The sequence below is a fragment of the Rufibacter hautae genome (assembly GCF_008271695.1).
Classification (GTDB): domain Bacteria; phylum Bacteroidota; class Bacteroidia; order Cytophagales; family Hymenobacteraceae; genus Nibribacter; species Nibribacter hautae.
On sequence record NZ_VKKY01000001.1, the window covers coordinates 25742 to 46836 of the forward strand.

At 46.4% G+C, this 21095-nt stretch carries 22 protein-coding genes; 5 read left to right on the plus strand and 17 right to left on the minus strand.

Annotated elements, in window-relative coordinates; translation table 11 throughout:
- Positions 1–3: 3 nt before the first annotated feature.
- The 17 genes from FOA19_RS00100 to FOA19_RS00180 all read right to left on the minus strand — a co-directional run bounded on the left by FOA19_RS00100 (position 4) and on the right by FOA19_RS00180 (position 16905).
- Complete coding sequence (locus tag FOA19_RS00100; RefSeq protein ID WP_223808659.1) at positions 4–390, minus strand: DUF983 domain-containing protein; 387 nt, start codon at positions 388–390, stop codon at positions 4–6.
- A complete protein-coding gene (locus tag FOA19_RS00105; protein WP_149088772.1) occupies positions 390–632 on the minus strand; it encodes a hypothetical protein in 243 nt (80 codons plus the stop codon). The genes FOA19_RS00100 and FOA19_RS00105 overlap by 1 nt, the downstream gene beginning before the upstream one ends.
- 51 nt (positions 633–683) lie before the next feature.
- Positions 684–1232: a DUF420 domain-containing protein gene (locus FOA19_RS00110; protein ID WP_149088773.1), complete on the minus strand. Its 549-nt coding sequence runs from the start codon at positions 1230–1232 to the stop codon at positions 684–686.
- The gene (locus FOA19_RS00115) at positions 1222–1821 is read right to left on the minus strand and encodes an SCO family protein (protein WP_190300229.1); all 600 of its coding nucleotides are present in this window, start codon (positions 1819–1821) and stop codon (positions 1222–1224) included. Before FOA19_RS00115 ends, FOA19_RS00110 begins: the two co-directional genes overlap by 11 nt.
- 80 nt (positions 1822–1901) lie before the next feature.
- The gene (locus tag FOA19_RS00120; protein ID WP_149088775.1) at positions 1902–2249 is read right to left on the minus strand and encodes a cytochrome C oxidase subunit IV family protein; all 348 of its coding nucleotides are present in this window, start codon (positions 2247–2249) and stop codon (positions 1902–1904) included.
- 28 nt (positions 2250–2277) lie between these two features.
- The gene (locus FOA19_RS00125; RefSeq protein WP_149088776.1) at positions 2278–3024 is read right to left on the minus strand and encodes a cytochrome c oxidase subunit 3; all 747 of its coding nucleotides are present in this window, start codon (positions 3022–3024) and stop codon (positions 2278–2280) included.
- Positions 3025–3040: 16 nt separating this feature from the next.
- Positions 3041–3622 (minus strand): cytochrome c oxidase subunit 3, encoded by a 582-nt coding sequence (locus FOA19_RS00130; RefSeq protein ID WP_149088777.1) that lies wholly within the window; start codon positions 3620–3622, stop codon positions 3041–3043.
- A gap of 11 nt (positions 3623–3633) precedes the next feature.
- Positions 3634–4485 (minus strand): heme o synthase, encoded by an 852-nt coding sequence (gene cyoE, locus FOA19_RS00135; RefSeq protein WP_149088778.1) that lies wholly within the window; start codon positions 4483–4485, stop codon positions 3634–3636.
- 53 nt (positions 4486–4538) lie between these two features.
- Positions 4539–5615 carry a COX15/CtaA family protein gene (locus FOA19_RS00140; RefSeq protein ID WP_149088779.1) on the minus strand — a complete coding sequence of 359 codons (1077 nt, stop codon included), beginning with the start codon at positions 5613–5615 and terminating at the stop codon, positions 4539–4541.
- A gap of 6 nt (positions 5616–5621) precedes the next feature.
- Positions 5622–7454: a cytochrome c oxidase subunit I gene (locus tag FOA19_RS00145; protein WP_149088780.1), complete on the minus strand. Its 1833-nt coding sequence runs from the start codon at positions 7452–7454 to the stop codon at positions 5622–5624.
- A 23-nt stretch (positions 7455–7477) separates the two neighbouring features.
- The gene (locus FOA19_RS00150) at positions 7478–8542 is read right to left on the minus strand and encodes a cytochrome c oxidase subunit II (RefSeq protein WP_149088781.1); all 1065 of its coding nucleotides are present in this window, start codon (positions 8540–8542) and stop codon (positions 7478–7480) included.
- Positions 8543–8566: 24 nt separating this feature from the next.
- Entirely contained in the window at positions 8567–9850 is a 1284-nt protein-coding gene (locus tag FOA19_RS00155; RefSeq protein ID WP_223808661.1) for a quinol:cytochrome C oxidoreductase, read from the minus strand.
- 20 nt (positions 9851–9870) lie between these two features.
- Positions 9871–10581, minus strand: a complete 711-nt coding sequence (locus FOA19_RS00160; protein WP_149088782.1) for a c-type cytochrome — start codon at positions 10579–10581, stop codon at positions 9871–9873.
- Positions 10581–11105 (minus strand): DUF3341 domain-containing protein, encoded by a 525-nt coding sequence (locus tag FOA19_RS00165; RefSeq protein ID WP_149088783.1) that lies wholly within the window; start codon positions 11103–11105, stop codon positions 10581–10583. The genes FOA19_RS00160 and FOA19_RS00165 overlap by 1 nt, the downstream gene beginning before the upstream one ends.
- Positions 11098–12519, minus strand: a complete 1422-nt coding sequence (nrfD, locus tag FOA19_RS00170) for an NrfD/PsrC family molybdoenzyme membrane anchor subunit (RefSeq protein WP_149088784.1) — start codon at positions 12517–12519, stop codon at positions 11098–11100. Before nrfD ends, FOA19_RS00165 begins: the two co-directional genes overlap by 8 nt.
- Before the next feature lie 18 nt (positions 12520–12537).
- Positions 12538–15549 (minus strand): TAT-variant-translocated molybdopterin oxidoreductase, encoded by a 3012-nt coding sequence (locus FOA19_RS00175; RefSeq protein WP_149088785.1) that lies wholly within the window; start codon positions 15547–15549, stop codon positions 12538–12540.
- Between the two features lie 36 nt (positions 15550–15585).
- Positions 15586–16905, minus strand: coding sequence for a c-type cytochrome (locus tag FOA19_RS00180; protein ID WP_223808662.1), 1320 nt, complete (start codon positions 16903–16905; stop codon positions 15586–15588).
- Between the two features lie 1080 nt (positions 16906–17985).
- On the opposite strand from FOA19_RS00180, the gene rpsF reads away from it, so the two are divergent.
- The 5 genes from rpsF (at position 17986) to FOA19_RS00205 (ending at position 21053) form a co-directional block, all read left to right on the plus strand.
- Complete coding sequence (gene rpsF, locus FOA19_RS00185) at positions 17986–18351, plus strand: 30S ribosomal protein S6 (RefSeq protein WP_149088786.1); 366 nt, start codon at positions 17986–17988, stop codon at positions 18349–18351.
- Positions 18348–18599 carry a 30S ribosomal protein S18 gene (rpsR, locus tag FOA19_RS00190; protein ID WP_048921044.1) on the plus strand — a complete coding sequence of 84 codons (252 nt, stop codon included), beginning with the start codon at positions 18348–18350 and terminating at the stop codon, positions 18597–18599. Before rpsF ends, rpsR begins: the two co-directional genes overlap by 4 nt.
- 14 nt (positions 18600–18613) lie before the next feature.
- Complete coding sequence (rplI, locus tag FOA19_RS00195; protein ID WP_149088787.1) at positions 18614–19057, plus strand: 50S ribosomal protein L9; 444 nt, start codon at positions 18614–18616, stop codon at positions 19055–19057.
- A 227-nt stretch (positions 19058–19284) separates the two neighbouring features.
- On the plus strand, positions 19285–20025 hold the full coding sequence (locus FOA19_RS00200) for an HAD family hydrolase (protein WP_149088788.1): 741 nt from the start codon (positions 19285–19287) through the stop codon (positions 20023–20025).
- 44 nt (positions 20026–20069) lie between these two features.
- Complete coding sequence (locus tag FOA19_RS00205; protein ID WP_149088789.1) at positions 20070–21053, plus strand: GSCFA domain-containing protein; 984 nt, start codon at positions 20070–20072, stop codon at positions 21051–21053.
- Positions 21054–21095: the final 42 nt, after the last annotated feature.

Sequence of the window (21095 nt, forward strand, 5' to 3'; positions counted from 1 at the left end):
TGCTTATTGCTGCCGGTACTTAGGGTCAAAGGAGACACTTCCAAAAAAGTAGAGCATCATGACCCTTGCGTACCTGAAGAGAAAGGGCGTAAAAACCAGGATGGTCCCAGCAACGGTAGTAAGATAAACCCAAGTGGGTGGGTCGTTGGCCAGAAAGTAAAGTGAAATACCCACCAAAAAGACAATCACTACCGAGAGGCCGTAGCTCATGTACATGGCACCCCAGTAAAAGCCCAATTCAACTTCATACCGGAAGCCGCACACCGGGCACTTCTCCGGCATCTGGTCAAATTTACCAAGATTCAGCGCCGAGTGGGAGAACATGGGTCCTTGATGGCATCGGGGACATTTCATCTCCAGCCCAGCCTGCAGGTGCTCCCAAGCGCTCACTATTTCTTCTTGCTGTACTTATACCAGAAAAAGCCTACGCAACCAGCAATCACATAAGGGATAGCCATGAGGTAAAGAATGCCCTTGTTCAAACCATTGGCAATACTGTCCCCAGACTCATTGTTGGAAGACTCCACCGAGGCCGTACACATAGCACATTGTGCCTGTACCGGTGCCGCCTGGAAGGTTAAAAGCACCACCAAGAAAAGACTTCCCAACCAAAATGCAAGTTTCTTTTTCATCTCTATCAACCTATCTCTCACTTATATGAACACCTTTGCCGCGGTAAAGTTTCAACTGTAATACGGCGAAATCATTACATAAACCACTACTCCGGTAATAGCCACATACAGCCACAACGGAAAAGTCCAGCGGGAAACCTTGCGGTGACGCACATACTGCTCAGACAAGGCAAAGTAAACCGAAAGTAGCACCAAAGGCACGATCACCGCCGCTAACACAATGTGGGTAATAAGGATGAAGTAATACACCATTTTCAAGGTTCCCTCACCACCGTAAGACGTAGGTGCCGCCTGGTAATGGTAGATCACATAAGAAACCAGGAACACCACGGAAAGCATGAAAGCCGAAACCATGGCAAAACGGTGCAGTCGGCGGTTTTGCTTTTTGATCTGGTAATAGCCTATGATCAGGGCAAGGGCGGTAAGGGAATTAAGGACCGCGTGCAACTGGGGCAGAAAGGAAACGTCCAGGTCTCCCAACTTACCAGACTGCGGCATAAACATCAGGAAGGCTACCAACAGCGGAACCACAACGGAAAGAACGGAGATGATTATCAGGTAGCGGGTATCGTTAGGGTTACCCAAGGTTTTATTTTCCATTTTCTAGGTTGTACTCAGAAAGGAGCACGTTTATTTCGGTAATCAATCGGTCTACATCGGCAGCATCTGTGCCGTCATAGATTCCCCTCACATGCTTCTCTTTGTCTACCAGGAAGAATTTAGTGATAGGCTCTTCCATAACGTTTTTAGCAGCGGAATCTTGCGAAGAAGTTAACCGGAAACCGTTTCGGACTAATGCCTTGATCTGTTCTTCCTGGCCGGTAAGAAAAATCCATTTCTCCGGATTAGCCTTAAAGCTGGAAGCATATTCTTTCAGGTCAGCCGGGCTGTCCTCTTCCGGCTTCTGAGAATAAGAAACAATTCTTACATCTGGTCTTAACCTGAAGGCATCCTGAACTCTGGAGAGTTGGGTGCTCATCTGTTTGCAGGGCCCTTGGCAAGAAGTAGAAAAGAAGTTTGCGACGTAGATCTTTCCTTCCAGGTCTTTCTGGGAAAAGGAAGCACCGCTTTGGGAGGTGAGTTGGAAATCTGGTACCCGGTAGTACGTGGTATCATAGCGCCACTGCCCCTCTACCATGGTAGAATCTACAGTAGCCGGAAAATAAGTTCGGAGTGAAAATCTATTCACTCCGAACATTTTAAGGAATAAAAACACTAGTACGGGTACCAGCAGAAGGGTACCCAATACCAGGGCTTTTTTTGGACTCATTAGTTAAAGTAATTGAAAACAGACTCTCCGTAGAAAGTACCTTCTACCAGTAGGGCTACCAATAACCAAACCAGTAATACGGTAGGCACCAGAACTGCCCAGATCAGCCCTTTGGTCTCATGCTTTAAGTGCATGAATTCCCCTACAATGTAAAATGCCTTGAACAAGGTAAGTCCTATGAAGATTGCGTTACGCAACGTACCTGCATCCATCATGAAAGCGAAGGCAAATTCAACTGCGGTGATCGCAACAAGAATGAAGAAAGTCTTCCAGATAACTTTAGTCTGCGCTTTTGGAATTTCGCCAGTGTGAGCAAACTCGTCGGTATGGTGTGAATGCGATGCCATGTCTATTCAGTTTTAATCAATTCAACAATTATACTAAGTAGAAGAAGGTGAATACAAACACCCAAACCAAGTCTACAAAGTGCCAGTAAAGACCTACTTTCTCAACCATTTCGTAGTGTCCTCTTCTGTGGTACACGCCATTTACGGTGTTGAAGAAAATGAGGATCAACAATACCACTCCAGAGAATACGTGGGTTCCGTGGAAACCGGTAATGAAGAAGAACAGGTCAGCAAACAAGGGTGGTCCGTACTGGTTCACAATAAGGTTGGCGCCATGAATCACACTACCATCAGCCAGTTTCATGCCTTCCTCTGTTCCAGCGATAAAGTGCGACCACTCCCAAGCCTGGCAACCCAAGAACATGGAACCAAAAAGGATGGTCCACAACAACCATTTCTGCACATCATTTTTGTCCATTCTATGACCTGCTTCCACAGCTAATACCATGGTTACAGAAGAAAGAATCAGGATCATGGTCATCAAGGCTACGAAAGCCAATGGCCAGTCTACCCCATGGAAACCAGGAAATGCATTGAAAACTTTATCTGGAATTGGCCACCACTGGGTTGAGAAATTGAAAGCTTCTGGTGTTCCTTCATAGGCTTGGTGCCGATGACGAGCCAGTCCATAGGTGGTTAAGAAAGCAGCAAAGGTGAAGGCATCTGATAAGAGGAAAAACCACATCATCAGTTTACCATAACTTACCTTGAAAGGCTCGTTCCCTCCATCCCAGGTGCCAGTGTTAGGCTGCTCAAAGGTTGTTGTTTGCGACATATGTGTTACAGAATTATTAATGGTTCAAAACTAGGAATACGTATAAGTAGATCCAGAGAGCGCCTAAGAAGTGCCAATAAATGGTGCACAACTCAATACGGTTCAGGTTTCTGGAATGTACTTTGTACTTGAGTGCCGAAATTACTACAATAATTAGAAAAATTAACCCCGTGATCAGGTGAAATGCGTGAACACCGGTTAATACATACAGAAAAGAGCCAGAAGGGTTAGAAGTGCTTCCGCCAAAGTAGACATTATTGCGCACTAACTCTCCCCAACCTTGCCACTGCCCAATCAAGAAAGCGGTACCCGCCACAATAGTGAGCAACAAGGCAATTTTTAGGTTCTTCAGGTTATCCTTCTTAGCTGACGCATAGGCCCACTGCATGAAGATACTGCTCAGGATAAGCACTACCGTATTGATAATCAGTACAGCCGGGAGGTCAAATTCCAGCCAGTTTCCTTCTTCCCGGCGCACAATGTAGGCACTGGTAAAAGCCGCAAACATCATGACAATGCTTACGATCAATAGAATAAGCATGAACTTCAACGGGTTTACCCGCCGTTGCTCTGCCTGTAATTCTGGATTCATTATCATTACTTACTCTTTTATAAGCTATCTACCACAAAAGCAATCTGCACAATTGGCAAGTATAGGAACGAACCAAACATGATGTTCATGGCTGCCCTTTTAGAGCAGGTATGCATGAGATAGAAAGTCTGCATTAAAAACAAAACACCACATACAACCGCAATGAAAGCGGAGGTTTTCCCTGCCATTCCAAACTGCATGGGCAATAACCCTAGTGGAATAAGCAGTAACGTATAGATCATAATCTGAATGGCTGTCTTCAGGTTCTTACCTCCTGCCATTGGCAGCATCTTGAAACCAGCTTTCTTGTAATCGTCATCCAGCACCCAGGCGATGGCCCAGAAATGCGGGAATTGCCAGATAAATTGAATGCCAAATAGAATCCAAGCCTCTACTCCTATGTATCCGGTGGCAGCTACCCATCCGATCAAAGGAGGTAAACCACCGGGTATGGCTCCTACAAACACGCAAATGGGAGAAATTCTCTTTAATGGTGTATAGAAGAACCCATACAAAAGTAAGGACAGGAAAGACAAAGCCGCTGCCAGCCAATTGAAATAGAATCCTAATAATCCCACTCCGGCCAGACAAAGCAGAACGCAGAAGAAAATGGCCTCCTGCACTGACAGCACGCCAGTAGGAAGTGGGCGTTTGGCGGTTCTCTTCATCATCTTGTCCAAATCTTTTTCCAAGACTTGGTTAATGATGTTGGCGGAACCTGTTACTAATAAACCACCAAGCATCACCAAGGCAGTATCAACCCAGGAAGCGTTTGGCTTTCCTAAAAGGAAACCAATTGCACTGGAGAAAGCTACCGTGGCTGAAAGCCGGAACTTTAAAAGCTGAAAATAAGCGGTTGCTTTACTCATGGCCGATGATGTCTGGGCACTGGATGTTACGTCTTGTACGTACATAAACGTGTTTATGCCACCAATTCGGGTGAAGGTTGATTTGGTTTGTGTGCGTAATAATAAATCATGAGCAGCAGAAACTGCAGCCCGAACAATAAAGTCCCAAAGAGCAAATGAAGCGGTTGCGCCATTGCTGGCAGCGCCAGATAAGCAAGGATAATTCCTAACAAGATTTCCGCTGCAATCACCACCAGAATAGACGTGGCTATGAACACTAAATTCTTATTACCTAACCTTTTCATGAAGATGTAGAGTGCCACATTCATGACCACCAGTAAAATTGAAAGTGACCGGTGCACATAAAACTGCGTTCCAAGTCTTTCAATCCAGGTTTCTCTACCCAGGTTGTTAGCTCCAAATGCCACCAAATCTACTTGTTCTCTTACTTGTGTCCCTATAATTACCTGAAAGAAGGTAAGCAGCAGCACACCTACCAGCAAGAACCTCACCTTACCAGAAGGAATGGCAAAATTTGCAAGTAGTTTTACTCTATCTACCCGGATCACAATGTATATTAAAACGGCTACCATCACCAAAGCCAAGGCCATGTGTAAGGTGACCATCTCAGGTAGAAGATTGGTGGAAACCACAAGGGAACCAAGCCAAGCCTGAAAAACAACCAGGAATAAAGAGGCCACTGAACCCCAGAAGATCTTAGGATCTCTTTTCACAAAAGGAAAAGAGTAAAGAACTGTTAATACAATCAAAAGCCCTATTACCACTCCAACCAATCTGTTCACATATTCAATCCACGTTTTGGTGGCGTTGAATTCCGTTTCAATGTATTGAGACGGATGTGCGAAAATCTCCTGGGCCACTTCGGTAAAACCAAATCCTTGCAGAACCCGGCCAATGCGTTCGTTCTTCTGGATTCGCTTTTCTTTATACACCTCCAGGTAATCTGAAGGTAACTGCTCTAAACTAGTGGGGGGGACCCACGATCCGAAACACTTCGGCCAGTCTGGACAACCCATCCCGGAACCCGTGCTACGAACGATCCCCCCTACTAAGATTAAAATATAGACAGAAGCAATAGTGAGTACTCCTATGCGCTTAAACCTTTTAATAATAAAAGATTCGTCCTTCATTAGTTGCTATTCAGTGTCTCTCTCGTGCGGCAGGTTTGAAGACTGCGTCTGAGAGAAAGGTACGTTTTGTGGGATGAAGTCCTCAGGCGCACCTGGCTTGCTATAGTCATATGGCCATCTGTAAACCACTGGAAGCGGGCCTGGCCAGTTGCCGTGACCTGGGTTAACTGGAGTAGTCCACTCCAAGGTGTTTGACTTCCATGGGTTCTCAGTGGCTCTTCTTCCTCTAAAGATGCTATAGATGAAGTTGAACAAAAACAAGAACTGGGCAGCGAAAGCTACAATAGCTGCAATGGTAATGAAGGTATTCATATCCATGAACTTATTGAAGGTCTCAAAACCAGTCCAGGTGTAGTATCTTCTTGGGAAACCAGCAATACCAATGTAGTGCATCGGCATGAAGATAAGGTACACGCAAGCAAAGGTGATCCAGAAGTGCAGGTAGCCAAGTTTCTCCTCCATCATGCGGCCAAACATCTTAGGGAACCAGTGGTATACCCCGGCATACATCCCGAAGAAAGCGGCACTACCCATTACCAAGTGGAAGTGAGCCACTACAAAGTAAGTATCGTGCAATTGGATATCCAAAGCAGAGTTACCCAAGATAATACCCGTTACCCCACCAGAAATAAAGAGGGACACGAAAGCCACAGAGAACAACATGGCAGTAGTGAAGTTGATATTACCTCTCCACAGGGTTGCAATCCAGTTGAACACTTTCACTGCAGAAGGTACCGCAATAATCAAAGTCAAGAACATGAATACGGAACCAAGGAATGGATTCATTCCGGAAACGAACATGTGGTGTGCCCATACTACGAAGGAAAGCAACGCGATACCCAACATTGAACCAATCATAGCACGATACCCGAAAATTGGCTTACGTGAGTTGGTGGCAATGATTTCAGAAACAATACCAAATGTTGGTAGAATTACGATGTATACCTCTGGGTGACCTAAGAACCAGAACAAGTGCTGGAACAATACTGGGCTACCACCTGTGTGGGTCAAAGCCTCACCTGCTACATAGATATCAGACAAGAAGAAGCTTGTACCAAACGAGCGGTCAAAGATCAGCAGCAATGCTGCAGAGAAAAGAACCGGGAATGCTAACAAACCTAACACAGCAGTAAGGAAGAAAGCCCAGATAGTCAAAGGAAGCTTAGTCATGGACAAGCCACGGGTACGCATGTTGATTACAGTAGTAATGTAGTTTACCCCACCCAATAACTGAGAAACGATAAACAAGGCCATACTCACCAACCACATGGTCATACCAGCACCTGAACCAGAGATTGCTTGAGGCAAGGCACTAAGAGGAGGATAAACTGTCCAACCACCAGCGGCAGGTCCAGTCTCTAGGAACAAAGAGTAGAACATGATCACACTGGCTAAGAAGAAGAACCAGAAAGATAACATGTTCATGAAACCAGAGGCCATATCACGGGCTCCAATCTGAAGTGGAATCAAGAAGTTACTGAACGTTCCAGAAAGACCAGCTGTCAGTACAAAGAACACCATAATGGTACCGTGCATGGTCACCAAGGCAAGGTAGAACTCTGGGTTAAGTTTACCACCATCTACCCACTTACCCAGAATAGGTTCTAGGAAAGTAAAGGTAGCTTCCGGGAAACCTAACTGCATCCGGAATAAACTGGAGAGAAGACCTCCAATCACAGCCCAGAAGATACCAGCGAACAGGAACTGCTTCGCGATAACCTTATGGTCCTGGCTGAAGATGTACTTCTCTATGAAACTCTGATCATGGTCATGGTCATCATGATGATCATCGTGCCCTAAGTGCACATCTTTATGTAATGAAATATCCGTACTAGACATACAATACTGTTAAAAAAGTATAACTATTGTTTTGATGCAGTTGCTCCGGCACCTGCGGCTCCAGAAGTAGAATTAAGCGCTACAGCAGCAGTACTGTCAGCAGGAGCTGCTTGCAACTGCGTACTGAAGGTCTTTTGCTGTTGGGCAGCCACCCACTTCTGATATTCTTCAGGCTCATCTACGATCATGGTCATTTTCATGGCAAAGTGACCGCGTCCACATACCTCTGTACAGGCTAGCTCATACTGGAAGTTTGCATTTCCAGTCTCGGATTGCATCTCAGAAGTGGTTTTGGTTGGGATAAACCAGAATGAAGTCGGCATCCCTGGCACAGCATCCATCTTCACCCGGAAGTGAGGAAGGAACACACTGTGGATTACGTCTCTTGCTCTGATCTTCAGGAGAACCGGAACGCCTTTTGGAACGTGGAAGGCACTCGGCTCAGCAGGGAAATCATCCTGAGCATTCTTGTCATTCAAGTCAATTCCAAACTCGTTTGTGGCATCAATCAAGGTGTGCTTCACATGACCCAGTTTGTTGTCTGCACCAGGGTAACGGATAAGCCAGTTAAACTGCTTACCCATCACTTCTACTACTACCGCGTTATCTGGAGCTGGGCTGGTGATCTTAGCCCAGGTCTTCCATCCTGAAAATACGAGGAGAGCCATTACCACGGCAGGAATCACTGTCCAGATGATCTCAATTTTGTTATTGTGAGGATAGTAGTAAGCCCGTTTGCCTTCTTTATGCTGATACTTATAAGAGTATACGAACAGTAAGATGTGGGTCAGAACAAATACAAATCCAATGATGGCCATGGTAAGCCAGAACATGCTGTCAATGGCGATGCCGTGCTCAGAGGCGAGCGGCAAAGTCATCTCTTCTTTAGAAGAAGCAAAGGACCACACAAAAAGGGCACCCATAACCACAAGGAAGGCCAGGAAAAGACCGGCATTCACTTTGTTGCTTGTACCTATATCACGTCTGTAGCTTCCTTTAAAGATTGAAGCCAATACCTGAATTTTGAATAAAAGGTAAAGGGTGACTAGTAAAAGGAGGATTGATAGTGCTACTGCAATTGTAATCATTATCCGTGTCTTTAAAATTAAGTCTTAAACGTGATGGTGAACACTTTCTTCCAAGAATGGATGATTCACTGGAACCAAAGAAGCCTTGCTAAGCTCTTTTGTATATCTAAGCAAGAAGATTCCTAAGAAAGTCAATGCTGTACCAATTTCAATCAGCCCAAAGCCACTTTCGCCGCCCATTGTACCTGGCATGATCATCATGTAGAAGTCAAACCAGTGACCAATAAGGATAGCAATACAAACAATCTTCAGAATAAGCATTTGGCGTTTTGCATCTCTTGTCATTAGAACAAGGAAAGGGAACGCAAAGTTTATTAATAGGTTAAAGAAGAAGATCCAGGTAAAGTGGTTGTTGTTACCGCCTAAACGTTCCTGGAAGTAGATAACTTCTTCCGGAATGTTGGCATACCAGTAAAGCATGAACTGTGAGAACCAGATGTAAGTCCAGAAGATACTAAACCCGAAAATGAACTTACCTAAATCATGTAAGTGGTTAGAAGTTACCATGGTCAAATAGCCCATCTGCTTCAGGATAATGATGGTAAGGGTGATAGCAGCCAAACCAGATACCCACCAGCTAGCGAACACATACCAACCGAACATGGTACTGAACCAGTGTGTGTCAATGGACAATACCCAGTCCCAAGCAGACATAGAAGAAGTAACCCCAAAGATCACCAGGAAGGTAGCGCCTAATCTAATACTCTTGTTGTAGTGGTTCAAACCACCATTCAAGTCTTCCGCCATGGACTCTCTTCTCAACCACTTGAAGAATAGGAACCATAAGGTAAAGTAAGCCACCATTCTAATGACATAGAAGGTAACATTCAAGTAGCCGCTCTTTCCTACAATGATTGGGTCATAGTTTGGATTACCTACTTCATGTACAGAGTGATCGGTCCAGTGGAATAATGTGTTATGGCCCGTGAATAGAATGGGCAGTAAGAACACCAATATCATGATTACACCACCTACTAAAATATAGCTTCCTAATGCTTCAGGAACACGCTTGATAGATGCGGACCAACCTGCGTACGCTACATATTGGATAGCTACCCAAAGTACGCCTACTACAGAGATACCAGTAAAGTACACATTGTTCATCCATAGGTTAGCCAATAAACGCTGTCCCCAACCTGCTGCATGGTGCCCTGCCTCAGCAGCTTCTCCATGTCCTTCTCCATGTCCACCACCCGAATTCGCAGCGATGACAAGACCAACAGCCATAAGGATCAACCCGATAGCTATCATGAAGAAGAACCGTTTAGTGGCTCTTGCAGGGATGTTTAGTCTTTCTTCAGTTATCATTTCTAAATATACCTTTAAGGTTAGTTACGCGTATCCTTGGTTGGATCCGCAGTAGTACCTGTTACTGGGTTTGTATTCTGATCTGTGCTTGCACCACCTGGAGCATCCGTTGACTGTGATCCAGTGTCAGCGGCATCAGCGCCACTAGCATCGGTAATGCCTTTTTGCAGCTGTTGCACGTACATGGCAATTTTCCAACGCTCTTGGGGGTTCACTTGAGTACCATGGGGCATCATCCGGCCGCGGCCGTTTACAATCACATGGTAAATGTGCCCTACCGGCAGAGTGGCGTAACGGCCTTGGGTATAGTTTGGAACCCCTTTGAATTTAGCTCCAACCAGACCATCACCTTGACCAGTCTCGCCGTGGCAAGGAGAACAGAAACGCAGGTAAAGTACTTTTCCTTCTTCCAGGTTTTGGGTGGTTCTGGCTATTGGATTAACCAATTCACGTCCGGCTACTTCTGCGCTGTCTTTGGAAATATGGGTATAAAACCCAAGTTTACCTCTGGCAATAGTATTGGCTGCTGGAACCCGCATGTTCAATCCACCTGGGTTGATCGCGTTTTTATTGTCAGCCAATTGTTTTAAAGGTTCATATGCTACCGGATAATACATGTCTGGCGCATATTCTAGTGCTTGTTCCTGATCACTTCTACCGCAAGAAGCAAGGAGAGCAGAAGAGAAAAGAATCAAGGAGGCCTTTGCCCCTGTTCTAAAGAAATTGTTCATTATTTAACTACCTCCTTCTCGTTTACTTCTATAGCTCCGTGTGAACGGAGAAGATCATTCAACTTACTGATGTCAGTTCCTTCTTTCAACTCAATGGCCATCACGTATTTGTCATCTGTGGAACGCACATCCAGAACAGGAACCTTCAAGGTTGGGCGCAGACCACTAATGATGAAGAACGTAATCACCATCCCGAAGGCCGCGCAAAGAACGGTTAACTCAAAGGTCACCGGGATAAAGCTTGGCAAAGCAATGTGCGGTTTACCACCTATGATCATAGGCCAGTCAAAACCCAGCATGTAAATCTGCATCCAAAGCGCAAAAGAAGTTCCGCACAGGCCACAGAAGAAGGCTACAATTGGCAATCTTGAACGCTGAATCCCTAACACATCATCAATTCCGTGAATTGGATAAGGTGAGAAAACATCGTAGATCTTAGTGCCTGCTGCCCGAGTCTGTTCAATGGCGTTCAGCAGCACATCCTCGTCGTTGAATACCCCGAGTATATATTTCTTACTAGTCATGTTTGTGAGAGTTGTTAGGTGCTGTGCCATGCAATGATGCGCCTGGGTTGTGGGTATGGCTTACCCCCGTAGACGATTTCAAAATTGATTTTACCTCTGCCATGTTCACCACTGGGAAGAACTTAGCAAAAAGAAGGAATAAGGTAAAGAACAAACCTATCGTACCTACATAGATTCCCACATCAATGGAAGTTGGGGAGAACATCACCCAGCTAGATGGCAAGAAGTCACGGTGCAGAGACGTCACGATGATTACGAAACGCTCAAACCACATCCCGATGTTTACGAAGATAGAGATGATGAACGTAGCGGTTAAGCTGCGACGGATAGAACGGAACCAGAATAACTGAGGCGTGATTACGTTACAAGTCATCATTGACCAGTAAGCCCACCAGTAAGGACCAGTAGCACGGTTAATGAAAGCGTACTGCTCGTATTCCACTCCAGAGTACCAGGCGATGAAGAACTCAGTGATATACGCCACCCCCACGATAGAACCAGTCAAAGTAATCACCTTGTTCATGGACTCTACGTGCTCCAAAGTGATGTAATCTTCCAATTTGAAGGTTTTCCGGGTAATGATCATCAAGGTCAATACCATGGCAAAACCAGAGAAGATTGCACCAGCCACGAAGTATGGAGGGAAGATGGTCGTGTGCCAGCCTGGGATAACAGAGGTTGCAAAGTCCATAGATACGATGGTGTGTACCGAAAGTACCAATGGGGTCGCTAGACCTGCCAGAATCAGGGAAACAGTCTCATAACGTGACCAGTGTTTAGCAGAACCAGTCCAGTTGAAGCTCAACAAAGCATACGCTCTGCGGGCAATTGGTCCGGTAGCTCTGTCACGGATGGTAGCGAAGTCAGGAATAAGACCAATGTACCAGAATACCAGTGACACTGAGAAGTACGTACTGATCGCGAACACGTCCCAAAGAAGCGGGGAGTTGAAGTTCACCCAAAGGGAACCAAACGTGTTAGGGAGCGGCAATACCCAGTAAGCTAACCAAGGACGGCCCATGTGCAGGACCGGGAACATGGCCGCACAGATTACCGCAAAAATGGTCATCGCCTCAGCGGCGCGGTTGATAGAAGTTCTCCATTTCTGGCGGAACAACAACAAGATTGCGGAAATAAGCGTACCGGCGTGACCAATACCTACCCACCATACGAAGTTGGTGATGTCCCATGCCCAACCAACTGTTTTATTGAGTCCCCACTCCCCTATACCAAACCAAAGAGTACGATAAACGGAGTATAGAAAGATGCCTAGAAAAACCAGAGCAACCCCCAGGGCCACCATCCAACGCATGTTCGGCTTGGCTTCCACCTGCCGACATACGTCTTCCGTGATGTCTGCATAAGTTTTACCCCCAGTTACTAAGGGCTCTCTTATCGGAGATACGTGCTGCATATATCTTTTTGAGTTAAATTAAGCTTGGTTTCTGATTTTGGTTAAGTAAGTCACGTTTGGCTGAGTGTTCAACTCTTCCAGTACGTGGAAAGCACGTTCGCCTTTCTCTCTGTTCAGGATTTGTGATACCTGGCTGTTTGGATCCAGCATATCCCCGAATATGATTGCGTTGGTTGGACAAGCCTGCGCACAAGCAGTGACAATCTCTCCATCCACCGGACGACGGCTTTCTTTCTTAGCTTCCAATTTACCGTATTGGATACGTTGCACGCAGAAGGAGCATTTCTCCATAACCCCACGTGAACGCACGGTCACATCTGGATTCAACACCATTTTACCGAGGTCGTTGTTCATTTGGTAGTCGAACTTCTCGTTGTTGGCGTAGTTGAACCAGTTGAAACGACGCACTTTATACGGGCAGTTGTTTGCGCAATAGCGGGTACCCACGCAACGGTTGTACACCATTTGGTTGATACCTTCGGTGCTGTGCATGGTAGCTGCTACCGGACATACTGTCTCACATGGTGCGTGGTTACAGTGCTGGCAAAGCATTGGCTGGAAGATAACGGAAGGATTCTCTGAAGGATTCTCCATTTTCTCAAAACCGCCGTCTTCACGGGTTGAGTCACTGCTGTAGTAACGGTCAATACGTAACCAATGCATTTCGCGACGGTTCAGTACTTCTTGTTTCCCTACTACCGGTACGTTGTTTTCTACCTGGCAGCTGATGGTACAAGTACCGCAACCGATACATGAGTTCAGGTCAATGACCATACCCCAGTGGTGGTTCTTGTACTCGTAATCCTGCCAAAGAGAGATTGCCTGTGGTTTCTGAGGACCGTCTGGCGTAGCAATTTTGATGTACTCCGTTACGCTCTTAGGATCTTTCTGGTAGTTAGCCAGGGTATTCTCTTGAACCACAATACGTCCCATCACGGTATGGTGCGTCTGGGTCTGAGCAATTGGCTTATCAGCACCAACCTTCGTGATGGATACGGTGTTGGCGAACTGAAGAGAATCACCGGCAACCGATACCAAAGGATACACATTGGCTCCTACGTTGTTCCCCGCCTGACCAGCATGAGTACGGCCGTAACCAATAGCGATGGCGATGGTGTCTACTGCCTGACCTGGTTGAATAAGTGCTGGTAACTCAATAGACTTACCGTTAGCAGTTACTCTAACTACATCATTCTGCTCGATTTCTAATCTTTTGGCAGTAGCAGTAGAGATGGCTACGTAGTTGTCCCAGGTGGCTTTGGTGGTTGGGTCAGACATTTCCTGCAACCAAGGGTTGTTGGTATGCTGTCCGGCACCAATGGCTACTTTCTCGTAGATTTCCAGCTCAAGGGTATTTCCCCCTGCGGCACGTCCACCTTTATTGATGCTAACGGCTGCGGCGGCTAAGGTCATTGGGGCTACAGGAGCAGTAGGCTCGTTAGCACCAGTGGTTCCGGTGGCAACACCGTCGTGCGCTACTTTATCCCAACCTGCTGCACCTCCTACAATACCTGACCATGTACGCTGGATAATGGTATAGAAATCGGCGGTAGATCCCGTCCATTTCAATAAAGAATCCTGCGCTTGTCTTGTGTTGAAGATGTTAGAGATAGTAGGCTGAGCCAAGCTCAGGAAACCTCTCTTAGGCTCATAATCATTCCAAGACTCCAGGAAGTGGTTATCTGGGCATACGTAGTCTACCAAGGCAGCAGTCTCATCCACTCTGTCAGCGAAAGAGATCTTCACGCCTACTTTCTTCAGACCGTTTACAACCTGCGCGCTAAGCGGATGGTCATAAGCTGGGTTAGCTCCGTAGAAAATCACGGCACCCACAGCTCCGGCGTTCATGTCATTGATAAGACGCAGCATACGGGCATCATCACCCTGACGAACGTATGATGGAGAAGCGGTATTGATAGTGGTTCCGTTGGCTCCTAAAGCACCGTTGATGGCAGTCACCAACGTCTGAACCGCAGGATCATTAGAATCTGAAACGACCAAGGCAGCTCCACGGCTGGCCAGCAATTCTTTGGCAGCAGCGTCTATTTGCTTTGCAACGCGAGTAGTTGGTGCCTGAATGGCTGCTCCACCTGTACTGCCAGCAATTCTGTTATATAAGGCAGCAACCACTGCACCGTACTCAGATGGTTTCACTGGTACACGTACGTCTGCGTTGGCACCAGTCATAGACATGAACGTCTCAAACTGGTAGTGACGCGACATGGTTGGTTTGTCTGCCGTTACTTTACGGTTGGTGATGTATTGTCTTGAATACTCTACCGGAGAGATCCAGCTACCTAAGAAATCGGCTCCGATAGAAACGATTACTCTTGCTTTGCTGAAATCATAACCTGGTACCAAACCGCCGTTGGCACGCAATAACGCTGAAGCAGAATTTGCATCATACGTTACGTGCTCAAAAGCAGGGAACTGGGCACCGAAATCACGGATAACTGCTTTGGTGCTGGGGCTGATGATGGTATTGGAAACCAATACCACTCTGCCTTGCACGCCGGTTAAACGGGTACGGATTTCCTGGTCAATGGCTTGCCAGGTAGTGGGCTTTCCTTTGGCAGTTGGTCCTTTTAGACGGTTGTTATCATACAGCGTCAGCAAAGAAGCCTGTGAACGCGAATGGGTACCACCACCAGTGATAGGAGAAAGCGTGTTTCCCTCTACTTTGATAGGACGACCTTCTCTGGTTTTCACCAGGATTGGGTTGTAGATATCCCCCATGAAATAGGTAGAGGCATACCAGTTAGGAATACCCGGCTCTACTTCTTCTGGCTTGTTAAGGTATGGGATTGCTTTACGTACAGGGGCCTCGCAGGAAGCAAGCGTAGCAGCTGCCACACCAAAGCCCAATAACTTTAAGAAATCACGTCTGGGAGCCACTTGGGAAGAAGTGTCTCCTCCGTTAGCCTCACTTACTGGCAGGAACTCAGGAAACTCGTTGTGAGCATTCTTCTGGAATTCCGGAGTATTGTTTAACTCCTCTACCCCTCTCCAGTATTTAATTGTTTCTTGCATATATCTCAAAAACTCAAATTCAGGATATGGAATTGATTAGTAGTGGCACTTAGAACATTCTGTACCACCGTTAGACGCAACAATGAACGCGCCTTTAGATTGCTTCTCATGCAACTTCACCAAGTTGTCATAGTAAGCGTTGCCTTCAGTATTAAGAGGGGTATTTCTGTGGCAATCAATACACCAGCCCATGGTTAATGGAGAGTATTGCGCTACTACTTCCATGGTCTCAATAGGACCGTGGCAAGTCTGGCACTCTACGCCACCAACTTTTGTGTGCTGAGAGTGGTTGAAGTAAGCCAAGTCAGGAAGGTTGTGCACCCGTACCCACTCAATTGGCTTGTTGTTCTCAATAGCACGGTAGATCTTCTGGATTTCCGGTGACTCTTTCTTGATCTGGCTATGGCAGTTCATACAGATGTTAGCGGAAGGAATATTGGCACTTGCACTCTTGTAAACCGAGGTGTGGCAATAGTTACAGTTGATCTGGTGATCACCAGCGTGCAGTTTGTGAGAGAAAGCAATAGGTTGTCTTGGCGCGTACCCTTGGTGGATACCAATACCCATTACTTTGTCAATGGAGATATCTACCAGCACTACCACGAAGATGAGGCCTACAATGATTCTAACTGCCTTAGACTTATAGATGTTAGCGAAGTTGGTTCTGCGCTCCAGCATTTCCTGCTCAGCACCAGTCAAGTCGCCTTTTCCTTTAAGGTAGTTTTTAAGAACTGAGGCAATAATCAACAAGGTAACTACCAACACAATCAACACTACCACTAATACAACAAGCAGAAGGTCTACTGTGCCACCTACGTTACCAATGGCATTCTCCCCCACTTTCTCCCCTGGTGCGGTATCTGGACCAGCAGAAGGAGCAGCGGCCGTGGCAGGAGCTGCGCTTTCACTTTTGATATAAGCGATGATGGAACCGAGTTCCTCATCAGAGAACGCGAAAGATGGCATTTGCTGTTTCGCAAACTTGTTGAAAACCGCTACCGCATCTTTGTCTCCGCTTTGGATCAGGGCACTGGAGTTCTTGATCCATTTCAGCAACCAGGCTTCTGATCTTCTCTTGTGCACATCACGCAAGCCAGGTCCAACCACAACATCTTCCCCTACTGAGTGACACTGCACACAGTTGTTTTTGAAAAGAGTCATGCCGTTGTCAATAACGCCTGCGTCAGCACCACCTCCTGCACCGGCACCCGCTGCCGCTGGGGCCGGGGTTACGCCAGCTTTCCCAACAGCACCCGCTTCTTCAGGCGCCTGTGCAAAGGCGGATGAAAAGACAAAGAAGATGAAGAGAAAAGGGAGTAGGAAAGTATATTTTGCTCTCTTTTTACAGCTAATCATAGCTTAAATTGTAGTGTTAAGAATAGTGAAAGTACATTACGGGCACAAATCTACTACCCGATGACCATTAATCAAACACAATATTTCTTATTTTTAGGGGGTATCCTACCTATGTTTCAGGGGTGGTTTCTCCACTTAAACCCTTTCTATTAGCCTGTTTAGGCACTATTTAGAATTTTTATAAATTATCAACCTTCTCGTCTCCACCCCCACCGGTTCTTCTTTCGCACGCTACTCCACACTGCCGTTTTCTGTTATACTATGGTTAGCCTTTATTGATTGAGTACAATTTTTCTAAGGACTTTGGCTTATAGTATTAATACTTTTTTACCAATCGTGTATAAACCTGGCAAGTGTATTTATACCTGAACCTTATGAAGAGTTAAACAAAGTACGCCCATTTCAGCCGACTACTATACGCTTCTCCTTAGCCACTTACTTGATATTTTTCTATTCATCTCCCTTTGCAGGTGCAAAGAATAATTATAGAATAGCTTTGTTCTCATGTTTTTCTCTTCCTATTCTCGGTTTCTTTTCATTTCTCACAACCTCTTCAAATATCTATACAAGGCTTGTGAGGCAGTTTTTACCCTGATTTTGTTTAACGAGCCTTGAAACGCTCCTCTTCCCCTATCACCAAAAAAGTTGTAGTGACTACCCTCCGCATGGTTGAATCTGTTGGTCTGGTTCAAAAAAGAAGGCGAGTTTGACCTTTCTTCTTCTATTATATTAGATTAGAAAGGCCTTATAGCCTTTATAGCTACTACTGGCACTTGCAATTGACTTTACCCCTCGCTCATCCAAAAACCCACCTTTTCCTGTACACTATATATAATAGAGTAAGAAAGCACTCTCTCGCCCTTCAACATCTGGGCAATTTCTGCCTTGGGCTTTGACTTTTTACCCTTTCAGAATTCCCTTTTTGGTATGACTTCGATTTAAGGCCGGTTTAAAAATCCGTATTAAAACCTAAAAAAGATGGAGTTATGGCTCAGCGCTTGGGGTTTAAGTTTGATCATTCTTGGTTTCTGTTAGAATTTCCTCTACCTTTGCCCCTTCGAACCAAAATCATTTTTTCAAATGACTTTAAAAAATTACGAAGTACTCTACATCATGACCCCGTTGTTGAACGAGGTTCAGATGCAAGAGACGGTCGAGAAGTTCAGACAGGTGCTTAAGGAAAATGGCGCCGACATTATTCACGAGGAGAACTGGGGCCTAAAAAAACTGGCTTACCCAATCCAGAAGAAAAACACTGGTTTCTACCACCTCGTTGAATTCCAAGGTCCAGCAACAATTGTTGATCAGTTAGAACTGGCCTTCCGTCGCGATGAGAAAATCATCCGCTTTTTGACCACTGCCCTAGATAAGCACGCCATTGCTTACAACGAGCGCCGCAGAAACGGTGAATTCAAATCATCTAAAAAGGAGGCCCAAGCATCATGAGTTTAGTAAACGAAAAAATCCACAAGCAAGACACGCGCAAGAAATACTGCCGTTTCAAGAAAAACGGAATCCAGTACATTGACTACAAAGATGGTAACTTCTTATTGAAGTTCGTGAACGAGCAAGGCAAACTGTTGCCACGTCGTTTAACCGGTACCAGCTTGAAATTCCAGCGTCGTGTATCTCAGGCGGTTGCCAGAGCACGCCACTTGGCTATTTTGCCTTACGTAACAGATTCTTTAAAATAAGGAGGTAAATACAGATGGAAGTTATTCTTAAAGATGACGTTAAAGGCGTTGGCTATAAAAACGATATCGTTACGGTAAAGGCTGGTTACGGCCGCAACTATTTGATCCCTCAAGGCTTAGCTGAAATGGCTACTCCTTCTGCCCGTAAAGTGGTAGCTGAAAACACCCGTCAGGCTGCCCACAAAGCGGAGAAAATCCAGAAAGATGCCCAGGAGCTAGCCAACCGGATTGGTGATACTTTATTGGAAATCCCTGCCAAAGCAGGTGAGACCGGTAAAATCTTCGGTGCTGTGACTACCCTGCAAGTTTCTGAGGCTTTGAAAGCTCTTGGGTACGATGTAGACCGTAAGCGTGTTGATTTTGATCAAGAGGTTAAATCATTAGGCGAGTACACTGCTACCCTGAACCTGCACAAAGAAGTGAAGCACCAAATCCGCTTCAACGTAGTAGCCGCTTAATTTTAGCTGCTTCTTAGATATTCAAACATCCTGCCGAGACCCGGCAGGATGTTTTGTTTTAAGGCCCCTCCAGATTTCAAGGTTAGGAAAAGCAATTCTTCTATAACCCATAATTTAGGACCTATTAGGTATTTACCTGTTTTCAGTCCCTTTTTAGAAAAAAGAGGCAAAAACGCTTTACTATAATCAGGCAACTGATTACCAAATTTTTACCCAAACCCTTAGCTTTGCCAAGACTGCCGCATAAAGATGGCAGTGAGACTCCTTACTCCGCTTTCATGGTTCCTTACCCGGTTGTCATTTTTGATTTTGACGGCACCCTCTGCGATACAGAGAAAGCCATTCAGTACACCTTTCATCAGGCCTTTGAACAGAAGGGGATCACGCCACCGCCGCCTGAAGAAGTAAAACAAGCCATCGGCACTGGGGGGAACCTCTCAGAGTTCCTGCCCATGCTGTACCCGCCTTTGCGGGGCAATCATAAGAAATCAGAACTGGAGGAGTGGGTGTTGCATTACCGCCATATCTATGACACAGACGGCGGCCGACTCACGACTTTGTTCCCGGGGGTGGATGCACTTCTGTCCCGGTTGAAAGAGAAGGAAATAAACTGCGTAGTCATCAGCAACAAAGGCCAGCGGGCTATTGAAGACTCCTTGGAGCGCTTTGACCTTTGCCATTACTTTGACCTGGTCATTGGCGATAATCCATTGTTGCCCCTCAAGAAGAAACCGCATCCTATGGCCTATGAGCAGGTGATCAAAGCCCACTATCCTAGGGTGAGCCCCTCCCAGGTTTTGATGGTAGGTGACACCGATGCCGATCTGTTTTTCGCAAAGAATGCGGGCCTTCCCTCCTGTTGGGCGGCCTATGGCTACGGGGCCGAGGAAACCTGTCTGGCGGCGGAACCTACCTTTACCATTCAGTCGGTGGAAGGACTATACCCCATTGTGGCGCCAGAAGCGTAACCACCAAAATTAGTACCTTCTCTGTCCACCACGCCTCATCTGCCATGCAGTTCCGGACCGAAATCAACGTATCCCCCGCGACTCAACGACTTTCCCGTACCCAGGGTATCTTCACCATAGGCTCTTGCTTCGCCGAAGTCATGGGCCGGAGGCTGCAGGAAGCCAAAGCCAACGCGCTGGTCAATCCGTTCGGCACTGTTTTTAATCCGGTGTCCATCCATAAACTGCTGCGGGCCGTGTTGGAGCAGGACGAATCCGGTCTGGAAGAGGGCTTAGTGCAGCATAACGGGATTTGGTACCATTATGACTTCCACTCGTCTTTCTCGCACCCAGAACCAGAGGCGTTGCTGCAGATGCTGCGGCACCGGCTTAGGCATGCCCAAACCTTTTTAAAGCAAAGCCAAGCTGTCATGCTTACCTGGGGAACGGCGTACATCTATGAACGCCAGGACACTGGCGTTTTAGTGGCCAATTGCCATAAAGTGCCCCAAAAAGCCTTTACCAAACGTCTGCTCTCCCTAGAGGAAATCACAGCTGACACCCGCAAGACCCTGGAACTGCTGCAAAGGCATTGTCCCGACATTCAGGTGATTCTCACCGTCAGCCCTGTGCGGCACCTCAAAGACACGCTGCCGCTCAACAGCGTAAGCAAAAGCCTGCTGCGGGTAGCCGCGCATTTGGCCCAGGAACAACACCCCAACCTCACGTACTTCCCAGCCTACGAGCTGTTGCTGGATGATCTCCGCGATTACCGCTTTTACGCCGATGACCTGCTGCACCCCACCCCGATGGCGGAGAACTACATTTGGGAGAAATTCCTTCAGGCGTACGCCGATGAGGCTTTCCTGCAGTTCCTCTCCCGCTGGACTGAGGTGCAGCGCGAGCTGGCCCACAAATCCTTTCACCCAGACAGTCCGGCGCACCAAAAATTCCTCCAGAAACTCCTGCAGAAGTTGACCAATCTGGCCCACGAGGCAGATGTGCAGGCTGAAATTGACACGGTGCAGCGCCAATTGCGTATGCAGTAGTTGCGTTTAGCGCGTCTTTTCAGAAAAAGAGCTTCTAAACGC

Bases quoted from the DNA above. Each gene is read 5' to 3' on its own strand.
- FOA19_RS00105 (WP_149088772.1), bottom strand. From the start codon at position 632: ATGAAAAAGAAACTTGCATTTTGGTTGGGAAGTCTTTTCTTGGTGGTG.
- FOA19_RS00110 (WP_149088773.1), bottom strand. From the start codon at position 1,232: ATGGAAAATAAAACCTTGGGTAACCCTAACGATACCCGCTACCTGATA.
- FOA19_RS00120 (WP_149088775.1), bottom strand. From the start codon at position 2,249: ATGGCATCGCATTCACACCATACCGACGAGTTTGCTCACACTGGCGAA.
- FOA19_RS00125 (WP_149088776.1), bottom strand. From the start codon at position 3,024: ATGTCGCAAACAACAACCTTTGAGCAGCCTAACACTGGCACCTGGGAT.
- FOA19_RS00130 (WP_149088777.1), bottom strand. From the start codon at position 3,622: ATGATAATGAATCCAGAATTACAGGCAGAGCAACGGCGGGTAAACCCG.
- cyoE (WP_149088778.1), bottom strand. From the start codon at position 4,485: ATGAGTAAAGCAACCGCTTATTTTCAGCTTTTAAAGTTCCGGCTTTCA.
- FOA19_RS00140 (WP_149088779.1), bottom strand. From the start codon at position 5,615: ATGAAGGACGAATCTTTTATTATTAAAAGGTTTAAGCGCATAGGAGTA.
- FOA19_RS00145 (WP_149088780.1), bottom strand. From the start codon at position 7,454: ATGTCTAGTACGGATATTTCATTACATAAAGATGTGCACTTAGGGCAC.
- FOA19_RS00150 (WP_149088781.1), bottom strand. From the start codon at position 8,542: ATGATTACAATTGCAGTAGCACTATCAATCCTCCTTTTACTAGTCACC.
- FOA19_RS00155 (WP_223808661.1), bottom strand. From the start codon at position 9,850: ATGATAACTGAAGAAAGACTAAACATCCCTGCAAGAGCCACTAAACGG.
- FOA19_RS00160 (WP_149088782.1), bottom strand. From the start codon at position 10,581: ATGAACAATTTCTTTAGAACAGGGGCAAAGGCCTCCTTGATTCTTTTC.
- FOA19_RS00165 (WP_149088783.1), bottom strand. From the start codon at position 11,105: ATGACTAGTAAGAAATATATACTCGGGGTATTCAACGACGAGGATGTG.
- nrfD (WP_149088784.1), bottom strand. From the start codon at position 12,519: ATGCAGCACGTATCTCCGATAAGAGAGCCCTTAGTAACTGGGGGTAAA.
- FOA19_RS00175 (WP_149088785.1), bottom strand. From the start codon at position 15,549: ATGCAAGAAACAATTAAATACTGGAGAGGGGTAGAGGAGTTAAACAAT.
- FOA19_RS00180 (WP_223808662.1), bottom strand. From the start codon at position 16,905: ATGATTAGCTGTAAAAAGAGAGCAAAATATACTTTCCTACTCCCTTTT.
- rpsF (WP_149088786.1), top strand. From the start codon at position 17,986: ATGACTTTAAAAAATTACGAAGTACTCTACATCATGACCCCGTTGTTG.
- rpsR (WP_048921044.1), top strand. From the start codon at position 18,348: ATGAGTTTAGTAAACGAAAAAATCCACAAGCAAGACACGCGCAAGAAA.
- rplI (WP_149088787.1), top strand. From the start codon at position 18,614: ATGGAAGTTATTCTTAAAGATGACGTTAAAGGCGTTGGCTATAAAAAC.
- FOA19_RS00205 (WP_149088789.1), top strand. From the start codon at position 20,070: ATGCAGTTCCGGACCGAAATCAACGTATCCCCCGCGACTCAACGACTT.